Source organism: Enterococcus sp. 9D6_DIV0238 (genome assembly GCF_002174455.2).
Classification (GTDB): domain Bacteria; phylum Bacillota; class Bacilli; order Lactobacillales; family Enterococcaceae; genus Enterococcus_L; species Enterococcus_L dunnyi.
In genome coordinates this window covers 806,823-830,521 of the sequence record NZ_CP147246.1, presented here as the reverse complement: position 1 = coordinate 830,521, position 23,699 = coordinate 806,823, and the positions used below count along the sequence as shown (strand labels likewise).

Here is a 23,699-nt window from a genome sequence, read left to right as displayed (position 1 = left end):
AATGCTTAGGATAAAGGAGACAGAAAAATGAAATTGAGAAAATTGTTTGTTGGAGCAGCATTAGTAGCGATGGTTTTAGCAGGTTGTAGTAATGGAACAGCAATGGAAGAGAAGAATGCGGATACGAAAGAAGATAAAAATTCTGAGGTCGTGATCTATCTTGCTCGTCATGGAAAAACGATGTTGAATACGGTCGATCGTTCCCAAGGCTGGATCGATGCCCCATTGACGCCAGCAGGAGTTGAAGTAGCAGAGCATTTAGGTAAAGGATTATCGGATGTAAGCTTTGATAAAGTCGTAACCAGTGATAGTGGGCGTGCGATCGAAACGGCTGAGTTAGTTCTACAGAATAATGGACAAGAAGATATGATTAAAGAGATGACGAAAGACAAACGTTTGAGAGAATATAATTTTGGTACCTATGAAGGGTTAATGAATGAGGAAATGCTGACAGCTGTTGCAAAAGAGCAAGGAAAAACCTTTGAAGAATACAATGAATGGATGAAGGAAGTTGGTTTTTATAAGGGAATTCTTGACTTTGCAGATGTATTATCTGAGTTAGATAAGAAAAATGTTGAAGAAGGCGTCAACTGGCCCGCAGAAGATAGCCAAACGATCATTACTCGACTGACCAATGCGTTGGATGATCTAGTCAAAGATGCTCAAAAAGAAGGAGCGAATAATGTTTTAGTCGTTTCTCACGGGATGAGTATCATCACATTATTGGGTGAACTGGATTCGAATGCTGACTTGCCGGATGGCGGATTGAAAAATGCAAGTGTATCAAAAGTCACCTATAAAGATGGCAAATATACAGTCGACAGCGTGAATGATCTTTCATATGTAGAAAAAGGCCAAGAAACAAAATAAGGTGTATGTCCCCATCATCCTTCTAGCAGGGCTTTCCTTTCACTAGAAAGTACGATAGAATGAAGTAGATTGAAAGCGATCGTTGATGCTAACAGATTGCTTTCTGACCGATTAGTTAAAGGAGAAATGAAATGGAAAATTTACCAAGTTGCCCTGAATGCGGCTCTACTTATACTTACGAGGATCGCGGAATGATGATTTGTCCAGAGTGTGGGCATGAATGGTCGACAGAAGAGACGGCTGAAGATACCACAGCCGTAATCAAAGATGCTAATGGAAATGTATTGGCAGACGGTGATAATGTCACAGTCATCAAAGATCTGAAAGTCAAAGGTGCCAGTGGTGCAATCAAACAGGGAACGAAGGTCAAAGGCATTCGTTTAGTTGCAGATGCAGCCGACGGACATAATATTGATTGTAAAGTGGAAGGCTTTGGTCCGATGAAGTTGAAATCGGAATTTGTGAAGAAGAATTAGAAATAGGATAATTTGTTTATAAGATTTCATTGAGTAATTAGATATCTATCTGGTTACTCTTTTTTGATATTTTAATAAGTTAGTTTATGTTTTAATAATTGTAAATAGGGATTTAACTGTAATTATTGATCGCTTCTATTCTATAATAAAACCCGCAAAGAGGATATGCGCTAACATATCCTCTTCGACAGAGCCGTTTAAGACGGTAACTAGTTTATTTTAAGAGTAACTATTGCTTGGCTAAAGATGATGTTTTTTTGTCTTTAAGCAATTCCACGATCAGTTTGATCAAGGCGATGGTAAACATGCCAAAGCTTAAAATCAGCTGAATTGCTTCTAATGCGGACAAAAGGTATTCCACTCTCTAAAGATCTCAGCACTTACATGCATAAGCACTATCAACTTTCAGAAGTAGCCACCGTCCTAACTTGTCTGTTCTTTTATTGTATCAGACTAAACATTAAGGATGTGTGTATTTCATTCTTTTTGTTGTTATTATATAAAAATCAACTGTTTCTCAATAATAACACGAATCTGTATATCCATATATTCTCTCCTTACTTATTGATTGATTCTTCTCGAAATGATAGAATCCTTTTGATTCCGCGCCATAGGTTGATGATCGCTAAAATTGCGCCGAATACTAAAGGTAACCATAACAATTCTGGTGCATAGTTTAATTGATCTAATTGAGCTGAATGATTGTCTTCTAGTGTCCACAATCCTTGAAGCACTTGAAAACTAAACGCCATCATGAAAGACGCTATCAATAAAAGAACAAAACCGATATAATGAATCTTGCTTTTTTTCCGAATAATAGCAAAAATGATATATAAAAAGACTAAAAACACAGGAACGCCAAAAGCAAAATAAGCATTTAACATACAATAACCTCCTAAAATAAAAGTTTATGGAATTAGCTAAGTAAGTGTAGCTGACTATTTATTTCAATCATACTGCAAATTTTTTGATTTGCAAAATATATTTTTTATTAAATTAACTTGTTATGAATGACAACGGAACCGTTTTTTACTACACTAAATAGGAGGAAGTGAACCAATATGTCAGCTTATACAGTACCGATCAAAACTGCGATGATCGTTTTTCCTTTTTTAGCTTTTGCCATTTCATTTGTTTTGGTGATTCGAGAGTATCGTAAATATGGGACGTTTTTATTATGGCGGGCGATTATTCTCTATTCATTTGTTTTCTATCTACTTTGTGCTTATTTTTTAGTTATTTTACCCTTACCACCAAGAGCAGAAGTTGCTCAGTATACGGGGCAATATTTGGAGTTACGACCTTTTTATTTTGTGGAACGCTTCTTAAATGGAACGGTATTGAATATACATGACCCTAGTACATTTGTACCTGCCTTAAAGCAAAGTGTCGTTTTAGAGCCAATATTTAATATGTTACTTTTGGTGCCTTTTGGGGTTTATTTACGCTACTATTATAAATTTACGTTTAAAAAAGTTGTGATAGCTAGTTTTTTATTATCCTTATTCTTCGAGTTGACGCAATTGAGTGGCTTGTATTTTATTTATCCTAGACCATACCGCTTAGCAGATGTGAATGACTTGATCAACAATACCTTCGGTGGCATCATCGGCTATGCGATCACTCCAATGCTGACCTTTTTATTTCCGACAAGAGATGAGCTGGATGAAGCTGCGTATGAAAAAGGACAGTCCGTTAGCTTGTTTCGACGTTTTGCAGCATTTTTGGTCGACTGGTTTGTCATTTCGATCGTGCAAGCTATAGTGACATTTTCGCTTAAGCTAATTCCGGAATATCGTAAACTAGTGTCAGCTTATCCTTTGATCGAAACACGCGGCTGGTTTTTTGTTATGGTTTTCTTAGTATTTATGGTGCTACCAACGTTTACGAATGGTGAAACGATCGGTAAAAAAATCGTACGTATCAAAATCGTCCAAGAAGGACGTGAAAGGATCAGTTTTAATGCGTTATTTATCCGTTATGGGTATCTATATTTTGTCTATGGCTTGATCAGCCTGTTCATTGCTGGACCAGCTGAGTTACTTAATTCTACCAACCAGATGCTCCAACTAGTCACCTTGATGATCTTTTTATTTTGTATGCTGTTGTTGCTGCTATTTGTTCTTAATGTTGCCTACGTGCTTTTACGTAAGAAACGGCGCTTGTTTTATGAGAAGGCTAGCCACACCTATACGGTCAGTACGATAAAAAGAGAGAAAAAAATCGAAAATGACTAAGGCCCTGCCATTTTTGTGGTATAATGCATGAGGACTTAGACAACAAGGATAGAAAGCGGTGAGAAAATGAGTTCATTTAAACAATTTCAATTCAATGATTTTATTATGGAAGCATTAGCAGATAAAGGGTTTGAACAGCCAACAGAAGTACAGGAAAAGCTGATCCCTGTAATAAAAAAAGGCAAAAGTGTGATCGGTCAATCTCAAACAGGGAGCGGGAAGACACATACTTTTTTACTCCCATTGATGAATAAGATAAATCCTCAATTAGATGAGGTGCAAATCTTGATCACTGCGCCAAGTCGAGAGCTGGCGAATCAGATTTATCAAGAAGCAAGCCAGATCGGAAAATTCAGCCAGCCGGAAATTCGTGTGACGAATTTTGTTGGGGGAACAGACAAACAGCGTCAGATTGCTAAACTAAAAAATCAGCAGCCTCATGTTGTGATCGGAACACCAGGAAGAATCTTGGATTTGATCAATGAACAGGCTTTAAAAGCACACACGGCATTTGCTTTCGTTGTGGATGAAGCGGATATGACATTGGATATGGGCTTTTTAGAAGATGTAGATCAAATTGCCGGCCGTCTGCCGAGCCATTTACAGATGCTGGTTTTTTCTGCAACGATTCCTGAAAAACTGAAACCATTCCTTAAAAAGTATATGGAAAATCCTGTCGTTGAGCATATTCAGCCGAAGAACATCATTTCTGAAACGATCGATAATTGGTTGATTTCAACGAAAGGCAAAGATAAGAACCGTTTGATTTATCAATTATTGACAATAGGTCATCCCTATTTAGCGATCGTCTTTGCGAATACAAAGCAGCGTGTAGACGAAATCACGGAGTACTTGAAAGGCCAAGGCCTAAAAGTGGGGAAGATCCACGGCGATATTTCTCCAAGAGAACGTAAACGAGTGATGCGTCAAGTGCAGGACTTAGAATTTCAATATGTAGTTGCTACTGATTTAGCAGCTCGCGGAATCGATATTGAAGGGGTTTCTCATGTAATCAATGCAGAAGTACCAAGCGATTTAGATTTTTTTATCCATCGTGTTGGAAGAACAGGTCGAAATGGCTTAGATGGCACTGCGATCACACTTTATTCGCCAGCAGATGAAGAAGCGATTTCCGAAGTAGAGCAATTAGGTATTGAATTTCATCCAAAAGAAATCAAAGATGGTGAAGTTGTTGCAACATATGACCGTAATCGTCGAACAAAACGTGAGAAAACCAAAGATGCACTTGAAGATCCTACGTTGATTGGCTTAGTCAAGAAGAAAAAGAAAAAAATCAAGCCAGGCTACAAGAAAAAAATCGATCGTGCGATTTCTGCCAGCAATAAACAAAAACGTAAAGTTGAACGTCGTCAACAAACGAGAACAGCAAAAAAAGCAAAGAAAAATAGTTATAAATAGTTGGACTGAGGTTGAGATAGAAGTATTCAAGAAGAGGGAGCTACTTCTGAACCTACCGCTTATTCTTTTTTAAAAGGACTGGGTCGTAACTCATAGAGTTATGGCCCAGTTTTTTTGTTGGAGTAAATACGAGTGTAAGGGATTGTCGATTTTTGTTAATGAAAATCGGTTTCAATGGTATACTTGATTGAGCAGATATTTTTCTATTTCTGAGGAGGGGCCGTTTTGGAGCTATTTGAACAAATTGAATGGGCACAATGGAAAAAATTGAATGATACTGAAAAGACAGCGTGTTTGCAGCAATTATTGATGTATTTTATTCCACCCAAAATGGAGATCACTATGATCGAGCTAGTTGATTTTGAGCTTTACGGAATCAAGTGTCGAACATTTGAGATCGAATTAGACGGGGAATTATTTGTTTTTATCCCTAAAAATAGTGAAGCGATCCTCGGTTGGGATCTGGGAGCTGAGGGATTACGACCTCACGAGCTTCTGGATTTTGATGTTGCTGATCTTGGAAAGAAAACGTTCAAAACAACTTTGACAAATGAAATGATCGATCCCGCGTTTCAACAGCTGGAGGAAGAAGCAGCACATGATTTGTGTACATTAGAAGGAATTTCGAATTATATCAATGACCATACGTCACCCTTAAGAAAAGCTGAGATCCCGGCAATGTTTGTTCAAAAATATGCTTTGCCCGCCGGAACTGAATTTTTAGGAATCGTTGATACGATCACAGGTGCATTTGAAGGGGAAGTTGAAAAATTTGCAGTATTTGAAGCAGATATTTGTGCACAACTATTTCCTAAGCTGACAGCACAAGAGAGCTTGATCTGGTCTTTTCCCAAAACAGTCTTGGAAGAGAACCACTTTTACTTGGAATTTGTTCCCAATGCAGAGTGTTATTTTGTTTATAGTCATAAGACGTGTACCCATACACAATTAAGAGAGGCTATACAGCAACAAGGATTTGATCTTTTAACAGAAGATCAATGGGAGTTTGCTGTTGGTGCAGGGACTAGAAGGTTATTTCGCTGGGGCAACGAATTACTCTTACAAAATAATGAATCGGGTAGACAGATCAAGGAAAAAATGAGCGGAGCCAATATGTTTGGTCTAGTGATCGATACACAAAGAAATCGCTACGAACTGACTCAGGATCCTGCTGTTTCAAAACTGAGCATCCAAGAAAAAAATGATCGTCATTTGATCGAGCAGATGCTGCCATTGTCCACTTACTATTGTTCCAAGCATTTAGTGTTGCCGGAACAAATAGTAGAGCCGGAAAAATACCTTTATCGTAAAAGTATTATCGTTGACTTATAGGTGAAAGGCAGGAAAAATTATGCAGGCATTTTTGATCAGCTGGATGAATTTATTTAGATATACCGACAGCGTCGTTCACAATGGCTTGTTGACCCTTTTTTATGGATGGTCGATCTTCTATTTTACTCGTTTATTCATCGATCTAGGAAAAGATCTCAAGCTAAAACGGGTCAGTTTAAAGAGGCGGATCTCTCAGCTGATCAGTGTTTTCATTATAAATGTATTATTGGGCTCGTTTCTATTAGCCTTGTTACAGCCTTCGTTTTTCAAAAAGTGGCAGTTTAACGGCTGGTTATTTAATGATATCATGCTGGGGATCATTTATGGGGTGATAGTTGTAACATTTATATTCATGCTGCGTTCTTTGTTTAAAAAGAATAAAGCAGGGGTCAAAAAAAGCATACAAATTTATACTATGGTTTTTATTGTTGAATTTCTAGTAGCAACATTTGTGATGGCTGTTTTTGCTGGCGCTTTTTCGAGGATCGTTTTTGAACAAGATGCTCAAACGATCGTGACAAAAAATAAGGCAGGTAACACGATATCCATCAATAAAATCAGACAACGAATTCCTAACGGCAGATCCAGCTCTGGAATTTCTACGAGTATGACTTACTTTTTGATTAGCGCAGTGGATTTAAAAACGGGTGAAACGACGTGGACAAAACATTCTAAATGGCAGGAATATCTCATCGGCAGCACAAAGGAAGGGCTATTTACAGTCGATAGTAAAAAAGAACGGGTCTATTTTATTGATGAAACAACGGGAAAAATCAGTCTGACTGAACAAGAATGGATAGAAAAAATCCCAGAACTAAAGGATAATTTAAGCTATCAGCAAACAGACTATGCGATCATAGATGAATTATCGATTTATTTTTATGGCTTAGATGGTCGATATTATAAAGTTGATTTGAAAACGAAAGAGGTCGTCCAAAATCCTGACTATGAAAAAATTGTAGATCAGCATAATGGTTTCATGAAAGAGCATCGGAATTCATTAGATACTCAAAAGGAGTTAGCGGCACTTGAGAAATTATACCCTGAGTTTTTTGACCTTGAAATTGAACCTAGCATGAACGAACAAGATATGGCTTTTGTTGTTTATAAAGCAAAGCGGAATTCAAAGGAAAAAATCTTAGCTAAGGTATCCTTAAAGAAAGCACAAATTTTCTGGCGGACTGTGTTGGAGCAGGAGGCCGACGATGAAGAGCCGGTGATGCTTTTCAAGGAGAATAATGCGGTCTATGCTGTAACCGGACGCAAGCAATATAAGATAGATGAACAGAATGGGCGACTGCTCTATCTTTATGATTATCAATATAATGAAAGACAAAAATAGCTGTTTTTTTGAGCAAAGACATAGGCAAAAGGATAATTCTGGCTGCTTATTGACAAAACAGTCAAAAATCCTTATAATTTCAAGTGTCTAAAAGAATGGATTGACCAAAAATACGTGGATGTAGAGACATTTCTCCTGGCTGAAAAGAAATGCCCGTATGTGTTGATTTTGCTCTCTTTTAATAATCGTGCTGGAAACAGTGCCGCAGATCCTGCGTTATCGGATCGTTTAAGAGGTAATGAATGTCAGGCGGCTTCATTGCAAACAAGGTGGTACCGCGAATTATCGTCCTTGTGTTGCAATGGAGAGCGTCTTTTTTATTGCGTCAACCGACAAAACAAAGCAAACCAAGAAAGAGGTCATCAGAGAATGAAGGAATTATCAAGTAGTCAAGTGCGTCAAATGTATTTAGACTTTTTCAAATCAAAAGGGCATTCGATCGAACCGAGTGCATCATTAGTGCCTGTCAATGATCCCACTTTATTATGGATCAACTCAGGTGTTGCCACATTAAAAAAATATTTTGATGGTTCAGTAGTTCCGGAAAATCCAAGAATCACGAATGCGCAAAAATCAATTCGGACAAATGACATCGAAAATGTCGGCAAAACTGCTCGTCATCATACGATGTTTGAAATGCTGGGGAACTTTTCGATCGGTGATTACTTTAAAAAAGAAGCGATCCACTGGGCTTGGGAATTTTTAACAGCACCGGAGTGGATGGCGTTTGATCCGGAAAAATTATATGTAACAGTTTATCCGAAAGATACTGAAGCAAAACGTATTTGGCATGAAGAAGTGGGCTTATCAATGGATCATATTATCGACATCGAAGATAATTTCTGGGATATTGGTGCAGGTCCTTGTGGTCCCGATTCTGAGATTTTTTATGATCGTGGAGAAAGCTTCAACGATGTATCAGAAGATGATCCAGAAAATTATCCTGGCGGCGAAAATGAACGTTATTTAGAAATTTGGAACCTTGTATTTTCTGAGTTCAACCATCAAGCGGATGATTCCTACGAGCCATTACCACATAAAAATATTGATACGGGCATGGGGCTGGAACGTATGGTATCGATCGTTCAAAATGCGCCGACCAACTTTGAAACAGATTTGTTTATGCCGATCATCAAGGCAGTAGAAAAATTAAGCGGACAAGTCACTTATGGTCAATCACCGCAAACAGATATCTCATTTAAAGTCATTGCTGACCATATTCGTGCATTATCATTTGCGATCGGTGACGGTGCGCTTCCTTCAAATGAAGGCCGCGGCTACGTGTTACGTCGTCTATTACGTCGTGCAGTCATGCACGGGAAAAAGCTTGGCATCAATGAAGCTTTCTTATATAAATTGGTTCCAGTTGTGGGCGAAGTGATGGTAAGTTATTATCCGGAAGTATTACAACAAAAAGAATTCATTGAAAAAGTTGTGCGTACAGAAGAAGAACGTTTCCATGAAACGATCAATGAAGGATTGGATATTTTAAATGAACTTCTAGCTAAAGTTAAAGCAGCTGATGAAGATACTTTGAACGGAAAAGACATTTTCAAACTTTACGATACGTATGGTTTCCCAGTAGAACTAACAGAAGAAGTCGCTGAAGATGAAGGGTTGAAAGTCGATCATGCCGGTTTTGAAAAAGAAATGGAAGCCCAACGTGAACGCGCCCGTTCTGCCCGCAGCAAAGAAACATCGATGGGTGTGCAGTCTGCTGTTTTAACGGATATCAAAGTAGAAAGCAAATTCGTCGGTTATACAGAATTACAGGCATCAAGTCAATTATTGATCATTTTAAAAGACGAAGAAATCGTGAATGAACTTTCGGACGGTACTGCGCAATTGATTTTTGCAGAAACACCTTTCTATGCTGAAATGGGTGGACAAGTTGCGGATAAAGGAACAATCAAAGATCAAAACGGAACGATCGTGGCTCATGTGGAAAATGTCCTAAAAGCACCAAACGGCCAATTTCTGCATACAGTTCAAGTAACAGGAACAGTAACTGAAGGAGCAACCTATGAACTTCATGTAGATGAAAAAATGCGCAACCGTATTTTGAAAAATCATACGGCAACTCATTTATTGCATCGTGCGTTAAAAGATATTTTAGGCGATCATGCAAATCAGGCAGGATCATTAGTCGCACCTGGACATTTACGTTTTGACTTCACTCACTTTGGACAGGTGACACCTGAAGAATTAGTGCAGATGGAAGCAATCGTCAATGAAAAAATTTGGGCAGCTCTTCCAGTTGAAACGATCGAAACGGATATCGATACAGCGAAAAACATGGGAGCAATGGCGCTCTTTGGTGAAAAATACGGCAAGGAAGTCCGTGTCGTGAATATTGACGGGTATTCAATTGAATTATGTGGTGGAACACACGTGAAAAATACAGAAGATATTGGTATTTTCAAAATTGTTTCTGAATCAGGGATCGGTGCTGGTGTGCGTCGAATCGAAGCTGTAACGAGTAAAGAAGCTTATGAACTGATGAATGAAGAAGAACAACAATTGAAAACTATTGCTGGAATCGTTAAGTCACCTCAACTAAAAGAAGTTGTGTCAAAAACAGAGCAATTACAACAGCAATTACGTGAGCTGCAAAAAGAAAATGAACAGCTTGCAGGAAAATTAGCGAATCAACAAGCGGGTGATATTTTCAAGGATATCAAAGAAGTTGCAGGTACGACGTACATTGCGGCGCAAGTCAACGTGAAAGATATGAATCAATTACGACAACTAGCCGATCAATGGAAACAAAAAGAATTGTCAGATGTATTGGTTTTAGCAACAGCACAGGATGAAAAAGTTAGCTTGCTTGCTGCAATGACCAAATCAGCGAATGATAAAGGCTTGAAAGCTGGAGATTTGATCAAAGCGATCGCGCCGAAAGTTGGCGGAGGCGGAGGCGGCCGTCCGGATATGGCACAAGCTGGCGGTAAAAATCCAGCGGGGATTGCGGATGCGTTGAATGAAGTCACTAATTGGCTGACAAAATAACGTCTAGTAATTTTTATTCTGAAAAGGATGGGACAGAAGTGTCAAACTCCGAGAAATAAGAGGGAATTCACGAAAATTGCTCTTCAAATTTTTGTGAATTTCAGCTTATTTCCGAAGGAGTTGCTTCTGTTTCCACCGTTTATTAAGATTTAGAGTGCGAAACAAAACTGATTTTTAGTTTTGTCCCGCACTCTTTTGTTTCGTTGTTTTTTATGATTCAGAGGTCTATTTCTTTCTTTTTTTTCATTTTGTTGTTAGATTTATTTTAATAAGTCTCATTTATATGTAATAGAGAGGTGCTTAGAAAGTAGATTCACGGCTCTATTTTCAACGAAAGCATTTTTTGAAAATTTCTTTGAAAATAGAAAAATAGGTATTGATTGATCAAAATAAACAACATTTTTTAAGAGAGTGAGGTTGAGCGAAATGAGTTTTGAAAAACATCCGGCACGATCTTTTGAAACAGGCGAAAATTTCGCCAGCCATACTTATTTTGGTTGTCATCCAAAAACGGTAGATGGCAAACAAGGCTTCGTCTTTAGAGTTTGGGCACCGAATGCGCAGCAAATTTGGCTAGTAGGTGATTTTAATGAGTGGGACCGTACGATACCCTTGATAAAAACGGAGCAGCCGGCGATTTGGGAAGGATTTAGTGAACGGCCGCAAATTGGGGACCTTTATAAATATTTAGTTAAACAGAACAATGGTCGGGAAATTTATAAAATAGATCCATTTGCTATCGCTTTTGAAAAAAGACCGAATACTGCAGCGATCGTTCAAGCTGCAGATGAAAGGAAATGGACTGATCATACTTGGCGGAAAAGGCAGAAAAACCTAAATTCGTCTGAACGACCATTGAATATCTATGAAGTACATGCTGGTTCTTGGCAGGCGAAAGAAGAGGGTACTCCATTGACGTTTAAAGAGCTTAAGGAGACATTGATTCCATATGTGAAAAAGCTGGGGTACTCTCATATAGAATTCATGCCATTGATGGAGCATCCGCTTGGCGCGTCTTGGGGGTATCAGCTAACCGGCTATTTTGCTCTCTGTTCCAATTATGGAACAAGGGAGGAATTCCAAGAGTTTGTGGAAGCTTGCCACTTAAACGATCTTGGCGTCATTATTGATTGGGTGCCGGGACATTTTTGCATCAATGATGATGGTCTGGCTTATTTTGATGGAAGCGCCCAATTTGAATATGTCAACGAGTTGCAAGCTAAAAATATCCGCTGGGGGGCGTTGAATTTTGATTTAGCTAAGCCGGAGATACAAAGCTTCTTGATTTCCAGCGCGCTTTATTGGATCGACACTTTTCATATCGATGGTATTCGGGTAGATGCTGTTTCGAATATGCTTTATCTAGATTATGATGAACCAACTGGGGATGCCATCAGCTCGGGTGATCATCGCAATTGGGCTGGTTTTTATTTTTTGCAGAAGTTGAATGCGGTGATAAAACAGAAGCATCCTGAGATCATCATGATTGCAGAAGAAAGTTCCTCCGAGATAAAAATTACTGGAAGTATCTCAGATGATGCGTTGGGCTTTGATTATAAGTGGAATTTAGGCTGGATGAACGACACGCTTTGTTTTTATCAAATGGATGCAGCTTTTCGGAAGTATAATTTCCAGCGATTGACCTTCTCACTGATGTATATGTTCCAGGAAAAGTACATTCTTCCACTTTCCCATGATGAAGTCGTTCATGGGAAACGGAGCTTGATGCATAAAATGTGGGGCGATCGTTATAAGCAGTTTGCCCAGCTTAGGAATTTATATATGTATCAAATGACTTTTCCAGGGAAAAAACTTTTATTTATGGGAAGTGAATGGGGACAATTTTTAGAATGGAAACATGATGAAGCGTTGGAATGGATCGATTTGAATGATGCGTTGAATCAGCGCATGCAGTATTTTACAGAAGTGCTCAATCGATTGTATACAGAAGAAAAAGCGTTGTGGGAGCTGGAGCAGTCCGAAAAGACGATCGAAATAATCGATGCAGACAATGCAGAAGCAACGGTTTTGAGCTTTATCCGAAAAGGAAAACGGAAAAAAGATTTTCTGATCATTGCTTTAAATTTTTCTCCAGTCGAGCATAAGGAGTTTATTCTAGGTGTCCCATTTCCGGGAACATATCAAGAAGTGCTCAATACAGAAATGACTGATTTTGGAGGGACATGGACAAGAAAAAATCAAGATTGCCAAACGCAGAAAAAAAGCTTTAAAAGCTTTGAGTATCAAATACAAACGATCGTTCCTGCTTTGGGAGGAATCATCCTAAAACCAAAAGAAATCAATACTCGTATCAAATAATGAACCTTTTAGAATAAGTCATCAAGGATTTACTTGTAAAATAATCAGACCTTGAAAGGGGAGAAGGGTGATTTTTGCCCGTAGACAAATGAGTACAGAAATGCTTGCAATGATTTTAGCAGGGGGACAAGGGACCCGTTTAGGAAAACTGACAAAAGAGATTGCCAAACCAGCAGTACCTTTTGGCGGAAGATATCGAATTATTGATTTTACTTTAAGTAATTGTGTAAATTCCGGCATCAAACATGTAGGTGTGGTCACACAATATCAGCCGCTTGCATTGAATAATCACATCGGAAATGGCGCTAGCTGGGGCTTGGATGGGATCGATGCTGGTGTAACTATTTTACATCCTTATTCTAGTACGGATGGCGAAAAATGGTTTGAAGGAACTGCCCATGCCATTTATCAAAATATTTCCTATATCGATCAGATGGACCCGCAGTATGTGTTGATTTTATCAGGGGATCATATTTATAAAATGAATTATGAAGCCATGTTGGAGGAACATATCGCAAATGGTGCTTCGTTGACTGTAGGTGTAATTGAAGTACCGTTAAAAGAAGCTTCTCGCTTTGGAATCATGAATACAGATGAACATGACCAAATCATTGAATTTGATGAAAAGCCTGAAGAACCTAAGAGTAATCTGGCCTCAATGGGTATCTATATTTTCAATTGGGACAGCTTGAGAAGTGTTTTAATGGGTAGTTCTTCTGATGAGGATCATTTACTGGATTTTGGTAAACATGTGATTCCTTCTTATTTAGAAGCGGGAGAAAAAGTTTATGCTTATCGTTTCAATGGTTACTGGAAAGATGTTGGAACGATCGATTCCTTATGGGAAGCAAGTATGGAATTTATTCAGTTAGATAATGAATTGAGCATGCGAGATAAAAGCTGGCGGATGTTTTCCAAAAATATGATTTCTCCGCCTCATTTTCTAACAGAAACAGCATCTGTCGCTCATTCTTTGATCGTGGATGGATGTTATGTTGCAGGCAATATTGAGAATAGTATTCTGTCGACGAATGTGGAAGTAAAAAGTGGTTCCACAGTAAAAAATAGTGTGATCATGCCTGGGGCTAAAATCGGCAGAAACGTCTGGATCGAAAATGCGATCATTGGGGAAAATGCGATTATCGGAGACGATGCAGTGATCTATAAAGAAAATGAAATCAAAGTGGTTGGCTATTCCGAAGTAATAGGGGGAAAACAAGATGAAAACCAATAGCATGTGCGCTGTTTTAGGAAATATTTCAAGATTTGAAGGGCTTTGGCCCTTGACTGAAAATCGACCGTTGGATACATTACCCTTTGATTGTAAATATCGTTTGCTTGATTTTCCTCTTTCAAGTATAGCCAATGCCAACATTCATTCGATTTTAATGGTGTTCAATGAGGGGGAGACTAGATCGGTATTCGACCATATCGGCGGGGGGAAAGAATGGAACTTAGATTCGGTTCAAAATAGCTATTTCGTGTATTTTTACCAAGACTTTTTAAAGCAAAAAGCACAAGGGCTGCCATTTTTTGCCTCGATGATCGAGTATCTTCAGAAAGCTGAATCTGAGTATACAGTTTTTCTAGGCAGTAATCATTTATGCAATGTCGATCTCAAAAAAGTATTAAAGCAGCATCTAAAACAAAATAATAAGATGACGGTAGTCTATAAAAAAATGCCTAAAGGAAAAGTCTCTTTAGATGCCTCTCTTATAAAATTGAATGATTCGGCGGAAGCATTGAGCGTAGACCGATTAGATGAGCAAGTCCATGAAACAGAGTTCGTAAACCTTTGTATGGATATGTATATCGTTCAAACCGATTGGCTGATCAAGCAATTAGAAGCAGGGCAAAAAAAGGAGGATTCTCCAAGCATCTATACTTTTCTGCAGCAAAAAATCAAAGAAGAAACGACGACTGCTTACGAATATACTGGCTATTTAAGTGACATTTATAACGTGAAATCCTATTATCAAGCGAATATGGATATGCTGGATCCAAAAAATTTCAAGGACTTACTATATTCAGGACAAAAAATTTACACAAAGCTCAAAAATGAAGTGCCAACCTTTTATTCACAGGATTCTAAAGTAAAAAATAGTCAATGTGCCACTGGCTGTATCATTGAAGGAGAGATAGAGAATTGCTTAGTTTCAAGACGTGCTGTGATCAGAAAAGGAACGGTTATCAAGCATTCGATCATCATGGCCAATGCGAAAATCAAGGAAGACGTTCAGATCGAATATGCTATTTTAGATAAAAATATCACGATCGAAGCGGGTATAAAAATTATAGGAACAAAAGATCAGCCAGTGATCATTCAAAAAAATCAAGTTGTGACTGCTGATATTATTGGAGGTGAAATGGCATGAAGGTTTTGTTTGCCTCTGCAGAATGTGCCCCATTCTTTAAAACTGGCGGATTGGGTGACGTCGCGGGAGCATTACCTAAAGAATTGGTACAAAAAGGAGTGGAGATTTCAGTTGTACTGCCTTTTTTTACAAAGATGTCCGAAACATATAAAAACCAATGTGAGGAGCTTTGCGATTTTTATATAGAAGTAGGCTGGAGACATCAATATTGTGGGATAAAACGTCTGGTATTGGAAGAAATTACGTATTATTTTATCGATAATCGCTATTACTTTGATCGTGATCATCTTTATGGCTATCAGGATGATGCAGAACGTTTTGCTTTTTATTCATTAGCGATCATTGAAATGCTGCCTAAACTAGAGTTTAGACCAGATGTGATCCATGTCAATGACTTTCACAGTGCGATGGTGCCATTTTTACTAAAAGAGAAATATCAAGAGATAGACTTTTACCATTCTGTGAAAACAATGTTGACGATTCATAATATTGAATTTCAAGGTTCGTACAGCAAGGAGTTATTGCCAGACCTATTTAATCTAGAGCTAGAGCATTTTTATAATGGTTCTATTCGTTTAAATGATGGCATCAATTATTTGAAAGCTGGAATCATTTACGCTGATCTTGTGACCACAGTCAGCCCAAGCTATGCGAAAGAAATCCAAACCAAGGCGTTTGGCTTTGGGCTTGATGGTATTTTGCGATTGGAAAAAAATAAATTGAGTGGGGTCTTAAATGGGATCGATACGCAAGTATATGACCCAAAAACAGACGAACAACTCGCCTATCATTTTTCGATTTCTGATTTAGCAGGCAAGAAACAAAATAAACAAATGCTTCAACAAAAAATGAATTTGCCGCTTCACCCAGATGTTCCACTGATCGGGATCGTGAGTCGATTAACTCATACAAAAGGATTTCACTTACTTTTAGAGGAGCTAGCTCGTTTATTAGAAAAGGAGGTTCAAATTGTTTTACTGGGAACAGGAGATCCTGACATCGAACACTCTTTCCGCTCTTTTGCTACGCAATACCCGCATAAGCTGAGTGCAAATATATCGTTTGATGTATCTTTGGCTCAGCTGATTTATGCAGGCGCCGATTTATTCATGATGCCATCAGCTGCGGAGCCTTGCGGCTTATCTCAAATGATCGCGATGCGCTATGGGACATTGCCGATTGTTCATGAGGTTGGTGGATTGAAAGATACAGTCGTTTCGTTTGATCCAGTTACGAATTCCGGGACAGGTTTTAGCTTTTCAACGTTTGATGCTGATTCTTTGTTATCTACTACAGTGACAGCGTTGAACCTCTATCAAAATGACCAAGAAGTCTGGACAAAGATGATGAAGCAGGGAATGGCAAAAGATTTTAGCTGGAAAAAATCAGGACAGAACTATTTAGAGCTGTACAAGCAACTCTTGGATACAAAAGAAGAGTAGTAAACGATCAGCTATGCTAAGGAAGAAATGAGTCATCACTGCTGATTTATTGCTGGAGACTAGTGATTTTTATTGACGAGACAAAAAAAACAAGGTATACTCTTAGCGAGAAATGAATAGTCAAAGAAAGCCATAGAGGTGTTTTTGTGAGTGTAAGTATCTAACTTAAGGAAATGAATAGCTGGAGAATAAATGACCATTTTTAGATGGCTTCTTTAGCATACCTATGTTTGATACCTATCTTACCTCTTATCAATGGCTGATCTACTAGATGATTTATGGTCTATATTTATTGATGTTTTGGGATGAAGGGAATCTTCATCCCTTTTTTTCATGAATAAATACTGAAATCATTTAAAAGGCTAAATTTTTTGATCTATTCATTTAAAGATGGGTGTCTCTAAAAAGAAGGAGAGACCAATGAATAAAGAAACATATATTAAAACACAATTTACGACAATCAAAGAAAAATTGATGACTTATGCGATCAGTTCTTATGGCAAAGAACGAATCGAGCAATTGAAGCCGAGCAGCCGTATTGAGGTCGTTGAAAAACGTCTTCAGGAAACAGCGGAAGCGAAAGCTTTGCTGATGGCGAATCTGCATGTTCCATTTATGGGACTGAACAACATTGAACATCTAACGAAACAAGTAGAAAAAGGTTTTGTTTTAGAGCCTAAAGAATTGGTGAACTACGCGGACTTTATTCGCAGCAGTCGATTGATCCAATCCTTTATGCAAAAAAATCAATTTATTGCACCATTACTTGCGAAATATAGTGAAGCGCTGCATGTTTTTCCGATGATCGAAGATGAAATCTACCAAGTGATCCGTAATAACCAAGTCGAAACAGATGCTAGTCGTGAGCTACGTAAAATCCGTAAGAGCCTGCAGGAATGTGAAAAGGAAATTGAGTCAAAGCTGAATAGTTTTATGCGAAATACACAAAATAAACCAAAACTTCAAGAAGCGATCGTCGTGAAAAAAAATGACCGTTTCACTGTTCCGATCAAAGCCAGCTATAAAAATCAAATTGCTGGAACTATTGTTGAAGCATCGTCCAAAGGCACGACTGTTTTTATCGAACCCGTGGCTGTAGCCAAGCTGAATGATAAATTGTACCAGCTGAAAATGGAAGAAGCGACAGAGGTCTATCAGATCCTTTCAACGTTGACAGGGATGATCGCTGAACAAATGCAGAGCATACAATCAAACATTGAGATAGTCGCACAATATGACATGATTTTTGCTAAAGCTAAATTTAGTCGGGAAATCAATGGGATCGAACCTAAAATCAATAGAGATGGAATCATTGAATTCGTCAATGTAAAACACACTTTATTGGGAGAAACGGCGGTTCCTTTGAATCTGTCACTAGGCAAAGAGTATCGCGGACTAACGATCACCGGACCAAATGCTGGAGGAAAAACAGTGGTTTTAAAAACTGTTGGATTGATCAGCTTACAAACGATGATCGGTCTGCAAATCATTGCGGATGAAGGGACGAACATTGCATTGTTCGATCAAATTTTTGTAGACATCGGTGATCAGCAAAGTATTGAAAATGCTTTGAGTACCTTTTCAGGTCACATGCATAACATCTCTGAGATTCTTGCAAAAACCAAGAAAAATAGTTTGATTCTATTGGATGAAATCGGCAGTGGGACAGAACCTAATGAAGGGGCGGCTTTAGCGATCGCCATTATGGAAGCTTTTTATCAAAAAGGCAGTCTGCTGATCACAACGACCCATTATGGTGAAATCAAACGTTTCTCTGAACTGCACGAAGATTTTTTGACAGCAGCAATGGCTTTCGATTCAGAGCGCTTAACACCAAAATATCAACTGATCCTTGGTGAAACTGGAGAGAGCAATGCTTTTTGGATCGCGAACAAAATGAAGCTGGATGCTAACGTTGTGAAGCAAGCGCAAAAATATTTACATGACCGCAATTATCGAACTGAGAAAACCTTGTTTGCCAGTAAAGAGAAAAAACAAATCGAAACCCATTTTCCTACCTATGAAAAAGGGGATCGAGTATTTTGGACAGAGCAAAAGAAAATTGGGTTGATTTATGAAATACCTGAAATGTCTGATGAAGCAGTTATTTATGTAGATCAACAAAAGATCACTGTGCACAAACGACAGCTGAAGTTAGATAGAAGCGCGAAAGAATTGTATCCGCCAAATTATGATCTGGATTCTCTATTTGAAAACTTCCAAGAACGGAAAAAACGCAAAGACTTAGAACGAGGCTCGAAAAAAGCGCACAAGCAGCTAAGAAAAGAAATGCAGCAAAGACAAGCAAAAAGAGCAGCAGAGAAAAAGCGCTAAATGAAAAAATAAAGGCGCAAAATAAATAGCTTCTACGTTTTCTTCCTGTTTTTTCAATGGTATAATACCCATGGAGGATTAAGACGAATGAATGAAAATCAATTATCAAAACGTTTGGAGCGTGTAGGTGAATTAGTACCTGAACATAGCCGTCTGGCAGATATCGGTTCAGATCATGCGTATTTACCTGTCGCGTTAGTATTACAAAAAAAAATTACATTTGCAGTTGCCGGTGAAGTAGTAGAAGGACCGTATCAAGCAGCCAAAAAACAAGTACGAAAGAATGGCTTAGAAGAGCAAATCACTGTTCGTTTGGCGGATGGATTAGCTGCTGTAGAAACGGCTGACCAAATTTCAGCTGTGACGATTTGCGGAATGGGCGGTGCTTTGATCCGCGATATTTTAGACGCTGGTTGGAAGAACCAGCGTTTAGCCGGAAATGAGCGTCTGATCCTACAACCTAATATAGGAGAAAAAACGCTTCGTGATTGGTTGACAGTACATGGCTATACTATACTTGAAGAAGATATCATAGAAGAAAATAAAAAAATCTATGAAATCATTGTGGCGAAAAGAGAGACGACTAGAATTGTTTATTCTGAAAAAGAACGACGGTTTGGTCCGATTTTACTAAATAAGCGTTCAGAGGTGTTTCAAAAAAAATGGCAGCGTGAGCTGAAACAAAGAGAAACTATTTTGGCGCAGCTGGAAAAAGCAACTGGAGACCCGCAAGAAAAAATCGGACAACTTCAAAAGGAAATCCTTGAAATTCAGGAGGTATTGTCGAATGAGTCTTAATGGAAAAGAATTTATTGAGCATTTTGAAGCCTATTGTCCTCAATGGCTGGCGGAACCGGGAGATCCAGTTGGCTTGCATATCGGTACATTGAATAAAGAAGTCAACCGAATCATGGTAACGTTGGATGTGCGTCCGGAAGTTGTAGCAGAAGCGGTCGAAAAGCAAGTAGATCTGATCATTGCTAAACATCCGCCGATTTTTAGAGCGGTCAAGCGTCTTGACACCGATGATCCGCAGACAAAAATGTATGCTGATCTGCTTAAGCATGACATTGCCGTATTTGCGGCACACACGAATATGGATATTATCGACAACGGGTTGAATGACTGGTTTTGTGAATTGCTGGAAATCGAGAATACAACCTATTTGACAAAAACTCATACGGTAGCCTATAAAAAATTAGCAGTCTTTGTACCAGTTGAGGCTGCACCGCAAATGCGTCAGGCGTTAGGTCAAGCCGGCGCTGGCTCACAAGGTGATTATCAGAATACTAGCTATTCATTGATTGGAACGGGAAGATTTACACCGCTTGAAGGAGCAGAGCCGACAATCGGACGTATCGGTCAGGAAGAAGCGGTTCAAGAGGCAAAAATCGAAGTGATTTTTCCGGAAACGATCCAAGCGGATGTCATTGAAGCAATGCTTAAAGCGCACCCGTATGAAGAACCTGCTTATGACGTATATACGATCGAAAATATGACGAAGGAGTTTGGTCTTGGACGTGTCGGTGAGCTGCCAAAAGCAATGATTTTTAGTGAATTTGTTGAGAAGGTAAAGCATGTTTTTGACTTAGAGGGCTTGAGGATTGTTTGTGCAGATGAGGAACAAATGATTCAGCGTGTTGCGATCTGCGGCGGCAGCGGTGAAAAATTTTTCCGTGATGCGATCAAAAAACAGGCAGATGTCTATATTACGGGGGATGTTTACTACCACACGGGTCATGATATGCTGACAGAAGAGTTGGCTGTCATCGATCCGGGGCACTATATCGAACAATTATGCAAACCAAAATTGGTCGAGCTATTCAATCAATGGAAAAAAGCATATAATTGGGATGTGACCTTTATTGAATCACAGGTGGATACCAACCCATTTCAATTTAGATAAAAAGGAAAGAAGGAACTGAACCGATGTATGAAAATCTATTACCGCGCTTTTTGCGCTATGTAAAAACAGAAACACGCTCAAATCCTAAGAGCGAAACAACTCCGTCTACACAGACTCAAGTTGCATTTGCTCAAACACTGAAAAAAGAACTAGAAGAGCTTGGCATGAGTGAGGTCACATACAACGAAACAAACGGTTTTGTGAGTGCCAGTTTACCAAGCAATATCGAAAAAGAAGTTCGTTCGATCGGCTTTATTGCGCACATGGATACGGCAGATTTCAACGCAGTTGATGTGAATCCGCAAATTATTGAAAACTACGACGGAGAATCAACGATAAAATTAGATTCAGAAGGGAAGTTTACACTGAACACAACAGACTTTCCTAATTTAAAAAATTATGCAGGTCAAACGTTGATCACCACAGATGGTACGACATTACTTGGTGCTGATGATAAATCAGGTATTGCAGAAATTATGACGGCTATGGAAATCTTGATCAAGAATCCATCGATCAAGCATGGAACGATTCGTGTTGCTTTTGGTCCAGATGAAGAGATCGGTGTTGGCGCAGATAAATTTGATGTTGAGCAGTTCAATGTTGATTTTGCCTACACGATGGATGGCGGTCCAGTGGGTGAATTACAATATGAAACCTTCAATGCCGCACAAGCAGATATCACGATCCAAGGAAAAAATGTCCATCCGGGTACGGCTAAAAATACAATGATCAATGCGCTGCAGTTAGCGATCGATTTTCATAATCAGCTGCCTAAAAATGAAGTACCGGAAAAAACAGATGGCTATGAAGGCTTTTTCCACTTAGCAGATTTGAGCGGAACGCCTGAAGAAGCTAAAATGACGTATATCATCCGTGACCATGACCGCGAAAAATTTGAAGCGCGCAAAGCCTTGATCACAAAGGTTCAAGAGATCATCAATCAGCCTTTTGATCAAAAACGTGTCCAAATCAACTTATATGATCAATACTACAATATGGGAGAGATCATCGAAAAAGATATGAGCATTATTGAATTAGCTAAAAATGCGATGATCGAGTTAGAAATCGATCCTGTGATCGAACCTGTTCGTGGTGGAACGGACGGATCTAAAATATCTTATTTGGGAATCCCTACACCAAATATATTTGCTGGCGGCGAAAATATGCATGGTCGTTTTGAATTCGTTTCTCTACAGGCGATGGAAAAAGCAACGAATGTGATCGTGAAAATTGCCGAGAATAATGCCAAATAATAGCTAATAATAGCTAATAATAGCAAAAAATCGAATTAGGGAGTACAGTTACATAAACGTGACGTACTTCCTATTTTGATGGGAGAAAATACGGAAGGAGAGGAACACAATGGAACGTGTAATGATTCTTTTTAATGAAACCTCAGGAAAAGACGAAGGAAAAGAGTTGGCAGAAAAATTTGTCGACTATGCTAAAAATCATGGGCAAATGAACGCACATTTTTTCTTAGAGCAAGTAGGACCAGATTGTGACAGTGATAAAACAGTGGAAAAAGCCAAAAATGAAAAGATCGATACATTGATCTTTATTGGCGGTGACGGTACGATCAATCATAATGTAGCAGATTTCAAGGAGCAGTTGCCTGATTTGAATGTTGGTCTGCTTCCAGGTGGGACAGTCAATAATATGGCGAGGGTTTTAAATATCCCTTTAGACTTTGAAGCGGCTGCAGAAGTGATTTTAAATGGGAATACCCGAAAGATCGACTATGGTATGATCAATGATAAAGTGATCGTGAGTACGATGACGATCGGGATCTTAGCAGATACAGCGGCTAGAATCAGTCAAAAGGAGAAGCAAAAATATGGAAAGTTGATTTTCATTAGAAATTTTTTCAAGCTGTTAGCAAAGAAAAAAAGATATCGTCTGTCGATCAAGACAGAAAAAGAAAATTGGCGTGGGAAAACACAGCTTGTCACAGTCACAATGACAAATTCAGTTGGTGGTTTTACGAATTTCGATGATTCAGCATCGCCAGATGATGGGTTGTTCCATATGACGATCTTGCCTAAATTGAATTTTTTTAAATTAGCATTCTATCTGCCTAAAATCATTTTAGGAAAAGTTTATGAAGTCCCAGGCATCTATTATCTGAGTGCTTCACAAATAGAGATTTCTAGTTATTCGGATAAGAAAGTCGGTACGCGAGTCGATGGAGATCCTAGCGAGGACTTGCCAGTTAAAATGAAAGTTGTCAAACATGGGATGACGGTATTAGTCCCCGAAAATCAAGAAGGCTAAGCTATAAAATTGTTTAATTACCTTTACAATTTGTGCTCTTTCGAGGTATGCTAGTAGCAGATTGGTTGTGGAGGAGAGGTATGATGGGTTTGTTGAGGCATTTGCCATGGGTTTATTTAATGATTGTCAATGTATTTGAATTTTTTGCAATGTATTTAGATAAAAAAAGAGCGGAGAAAAAACGCTGGCGGGTCCCTGAATTCGATCTTTTGTTTATTGGGATCATTGGTGGAGGAATTGGCGGATTGCTGGCGCAGCAGCTGTTTCATCATAAAACTCGGAAATTACGCTTTTATTTTTTCTTTATCTTTGGTACACTTGTAGCTATTGCAATTATCTGTTTTAGTTATCAAGGATAGTAGTG

The 23,699-nt window shown here is 38.7% G+C and carries 19 protein-coding genes; 17 read left to right on the top strand and 2 right to left on the bottom strand.

The window, feature by feature from the left end:
• Window positions 1-27: 27 nt before the first annotated feature.
• Together A5889_RS03925 and A5889_RS03920 are read left to right on the top strand one after the other, a co-directional pair.
• Complete coding sequence (locus tag A5889_RS03925; RefSeq protein ID WP_087641364.1) at window positions 28-870, top strand: histidine phosphatase family protein; 843 nt, start codon at window positions 28-30, stop codon at window positions 868-870.
• Window positions 871-1,001: 131 nt separating this feature from the next.
• Entirely contained in the window at window positions 1,002-1,346 is a 345-nt protein-coding gene (locus tag A5889_RS03920) for a zinc ribbon domain-containing protein YjdM (RefSeq protein ID WP_087641365.1), read from the top strand.
• Window positions 1,347-1,575: 229 nt separating this feature from the next.
• Here the strand turns inward: A5889_RS03920 and A5889_RS03915 are convergent, their stop codons facing one another.
• Window positions 1,576-1,707, bottom strand: coding sequence for a putative holin-like toxin (locus A5889_RS03915; RefSeq protein WP_087641366.1), 132 nt, complete (start codon window positions 1,705-1,707; stop codon window positions 1,576-1,578).
• Window positions 1,708-1,903: 196 nt separating this feature from the next.
• Window positions 1,904-2,230: a hypothetical protein gene (locus A5889_RS03910; RefSeq protein WP_087641367.1), complete on the bottom strand. Its 327-nt coding sequence runs from the start codon at window positions 2,228-2,230 to the stop codon at window positions 1,904-1,906.
• Between the two features lie 177 nt (window positions 2,231-2,407).
• On the opposite strand from A5889_RS03910, the gene A5889_RS03905 reads away from it, so the two are divergent.
• The 15 genes from A5889_RS03905 to A5889_RS03835 all read left to right on the top strand — a co-directional run bounded on the left by A5889_RS03905 (window position 2,408) and on the right by A5889_RS03835 (window position 23,694).
• Window positions 2,408-3,583, top strand: a complete 1,176-nt coding sequence (locus A5889_RS03905) for a VanZ family protein (RefSeq protein ID WP_087641368.1) — start codon at window positions 2,408-2,410, stop codon at window positions 3,581-3,583.
• A 66-nt stretch (window positions 3,584-3,649) separates the two neighbouring features.
• On the top strand, window positions 3,650-5,002 hold the full coding sequence (locus tag A5889_RS03900; RefSeq protein WP_087641369.1) for a DEAD/DEAH box helicase: 1,353 nt from the start codon (window positions 3,650-3,652) through the stop codon (window positions 5,000-5,002).
• 225 nt (window positions 5,003-5,227) lie between these two features.
• On the top strand, window positions 5,228-6,334 hold the full coding sequence (locus A5889_RS03895) for a DUF7278 family profilin-like fold-containing protein (RefSeq protein WP_087641370.1): 1,107 nt from the start codon (window positions 5,228-5,230) through the stop codon (window positions 6,332-6,334).
• Between the two features lie 19 nt (window positions 6,335-6,353).
• Window positions 6,354-7,676, top strand: a complete 1,323-nt coding sequence (locus A5889_RS03890) for a PA2928 family protein (RefSeq protein ID WP_087641371.1) — start codon at window positions 6,354-6,356, stop codon at window positions 7,674-7,676.
• Between the two features lie 369 nt (window positions 7,677-8,045).
• Entirely contained in the window at window positions 8,046-10,685 is a 2,640-nt protein-coding gene (gene alaS, locus A5889_RS03885; protein ID WP_087641372.1) for an alanine--tRNA ligase, read from the top strand.
• A 426-nt stretch (window positions 10,686-11,111) separates the two neighbouring features.
• On the top strand, window positions 11,112-13,004 hold the full coding sequence (glgB, locus tag A5889_RS03880; protein ID WP_087641373.1) for a 1,4-alpha-glucan branching protein GlgB: 1,893 nt from the start codon (window positions 11,112-11,114) through the stop codon (window positions 13,002-13,004).
• Between the two features lie 88 nt (window positions 13,005-13,092).
• Window positions 13,093-14,238 carry a glucose-1-phosphate adenylyltransferase gene (locus tag A5889_RS03875; RefSeq protein ID WP_087641561.1) on the top strand — a complete coding sequence of 382 codons (1,146 nt, stop codon included), beginning with the start codon at window positions 13,093-13,095 and terminating at the stop codon, window positions 14,236-14,238.
• Window positions 14,225-15,379, top strand: a complete 1,155-nt coding sequence (gene glgD, locus A5889_RS03870; RefSeq protein ID WP_087641374.1) for a glucose-1-phosphate adenylyltransferase subunit GlgD — start codon at window positions 14,225-14,227, stop codon at window positions 15,377-15,379. The genes A5889_RS03875 and glgD overlap by 14 nt, the downstream gene beginning before the upstream one ends.
• Window positions 15,376-16,821 (top strand): glycogen synthase GlgA, encoded by a 1,446-nt coding sequence (gene glgA, locus A5889_RS03865; protein WP_087641375.1) that lies wholly within the window; start codon window positions 15,376-15,378, stop codon window positions 16,819-16,821. The genes glgD and glgA overlap by 4 nt, the downstream gene beginning before the upstream one ends.
• 420 nt (window positions 16,822-17,241) lie before the next feature.
• Window positions 17,242-19,155 (top strand): endonuclease MutS2, encoded by a 1,914-nt coding sequence (locus A5889_RS03860; protein WP_087641376.1) that lies wholly within the window; start codon window positions 17,242-17,244, stop codon window positions 19,153-19,155.
• Window positions 19,156-19,242: 87 nt separating this feature from the next.
• Window positions 19,243-19,953: a tRNA (adenine(22)-N(1))-methyltransferase gene (locus A5889_RS03855; protein WP_087641377.1), complete on the top strand. Its 711-nt coding sequence runs from the start codon at window positions 19,243-19,245 to the stop codon at window positions 19,951-19,953.
• Window positions 19,943-21,061 (top strand): Nif3-like dinuclear metal center hexameric protein, encoded by a 1,119-nt coding sequence (locus A5889_RS03850; RefSeq protein ID WP_087641378.1) that lies wholly within the window; start codon window positions 19,943-19,945, stop codon window positions 21,059-21,061. Before A5889_RS03855 ends, A5889_RS03850 begins: the two co-directional genes overlap by 11 nt.
• 23 nt (window positions 21,062-21,084) lie before the next feature.
• On the top strand, window positions 21,085-22,314 hold the full coding sequence (gene pepT, locus A5889_RS03845; protein ID WP_087641379.1) for a peptidase T: 1,230 nt from the start codon (window positions 21,085-21,087) through the stop codon (window positions 22,312-22,314).
• Between the two features lie 109 nt (window positions 22,315-22,423).
• The gene (locus A5889_RS03840; protein ID WP_087641380.1) at window positions 22,424-23,335 is read left to right on the top strand and encodes a diacylglycerol/lipid kinase family protein; all 912 of its coding nucleotides are present in this window, start codon (window positions 22,424-22,426) and stop codon (window positions 23,333-23,335) included.
• 80 nt (window positions 23,336-23,415) lie between these two features.
• Window positions 23,416-23,694, top strand: coding sequence for a DUF1294 domain-containing protein (locus tag A5889_RS03835; RefSeq protein ID WP_087641381.1), 279 nt, complete (start codon window positions 23,416-23,418; stop codon window positions 23,692-23,694).
• The last annotated feature ends 5 nt before the right edge of the window (window positions 23,695-23,699 follow it).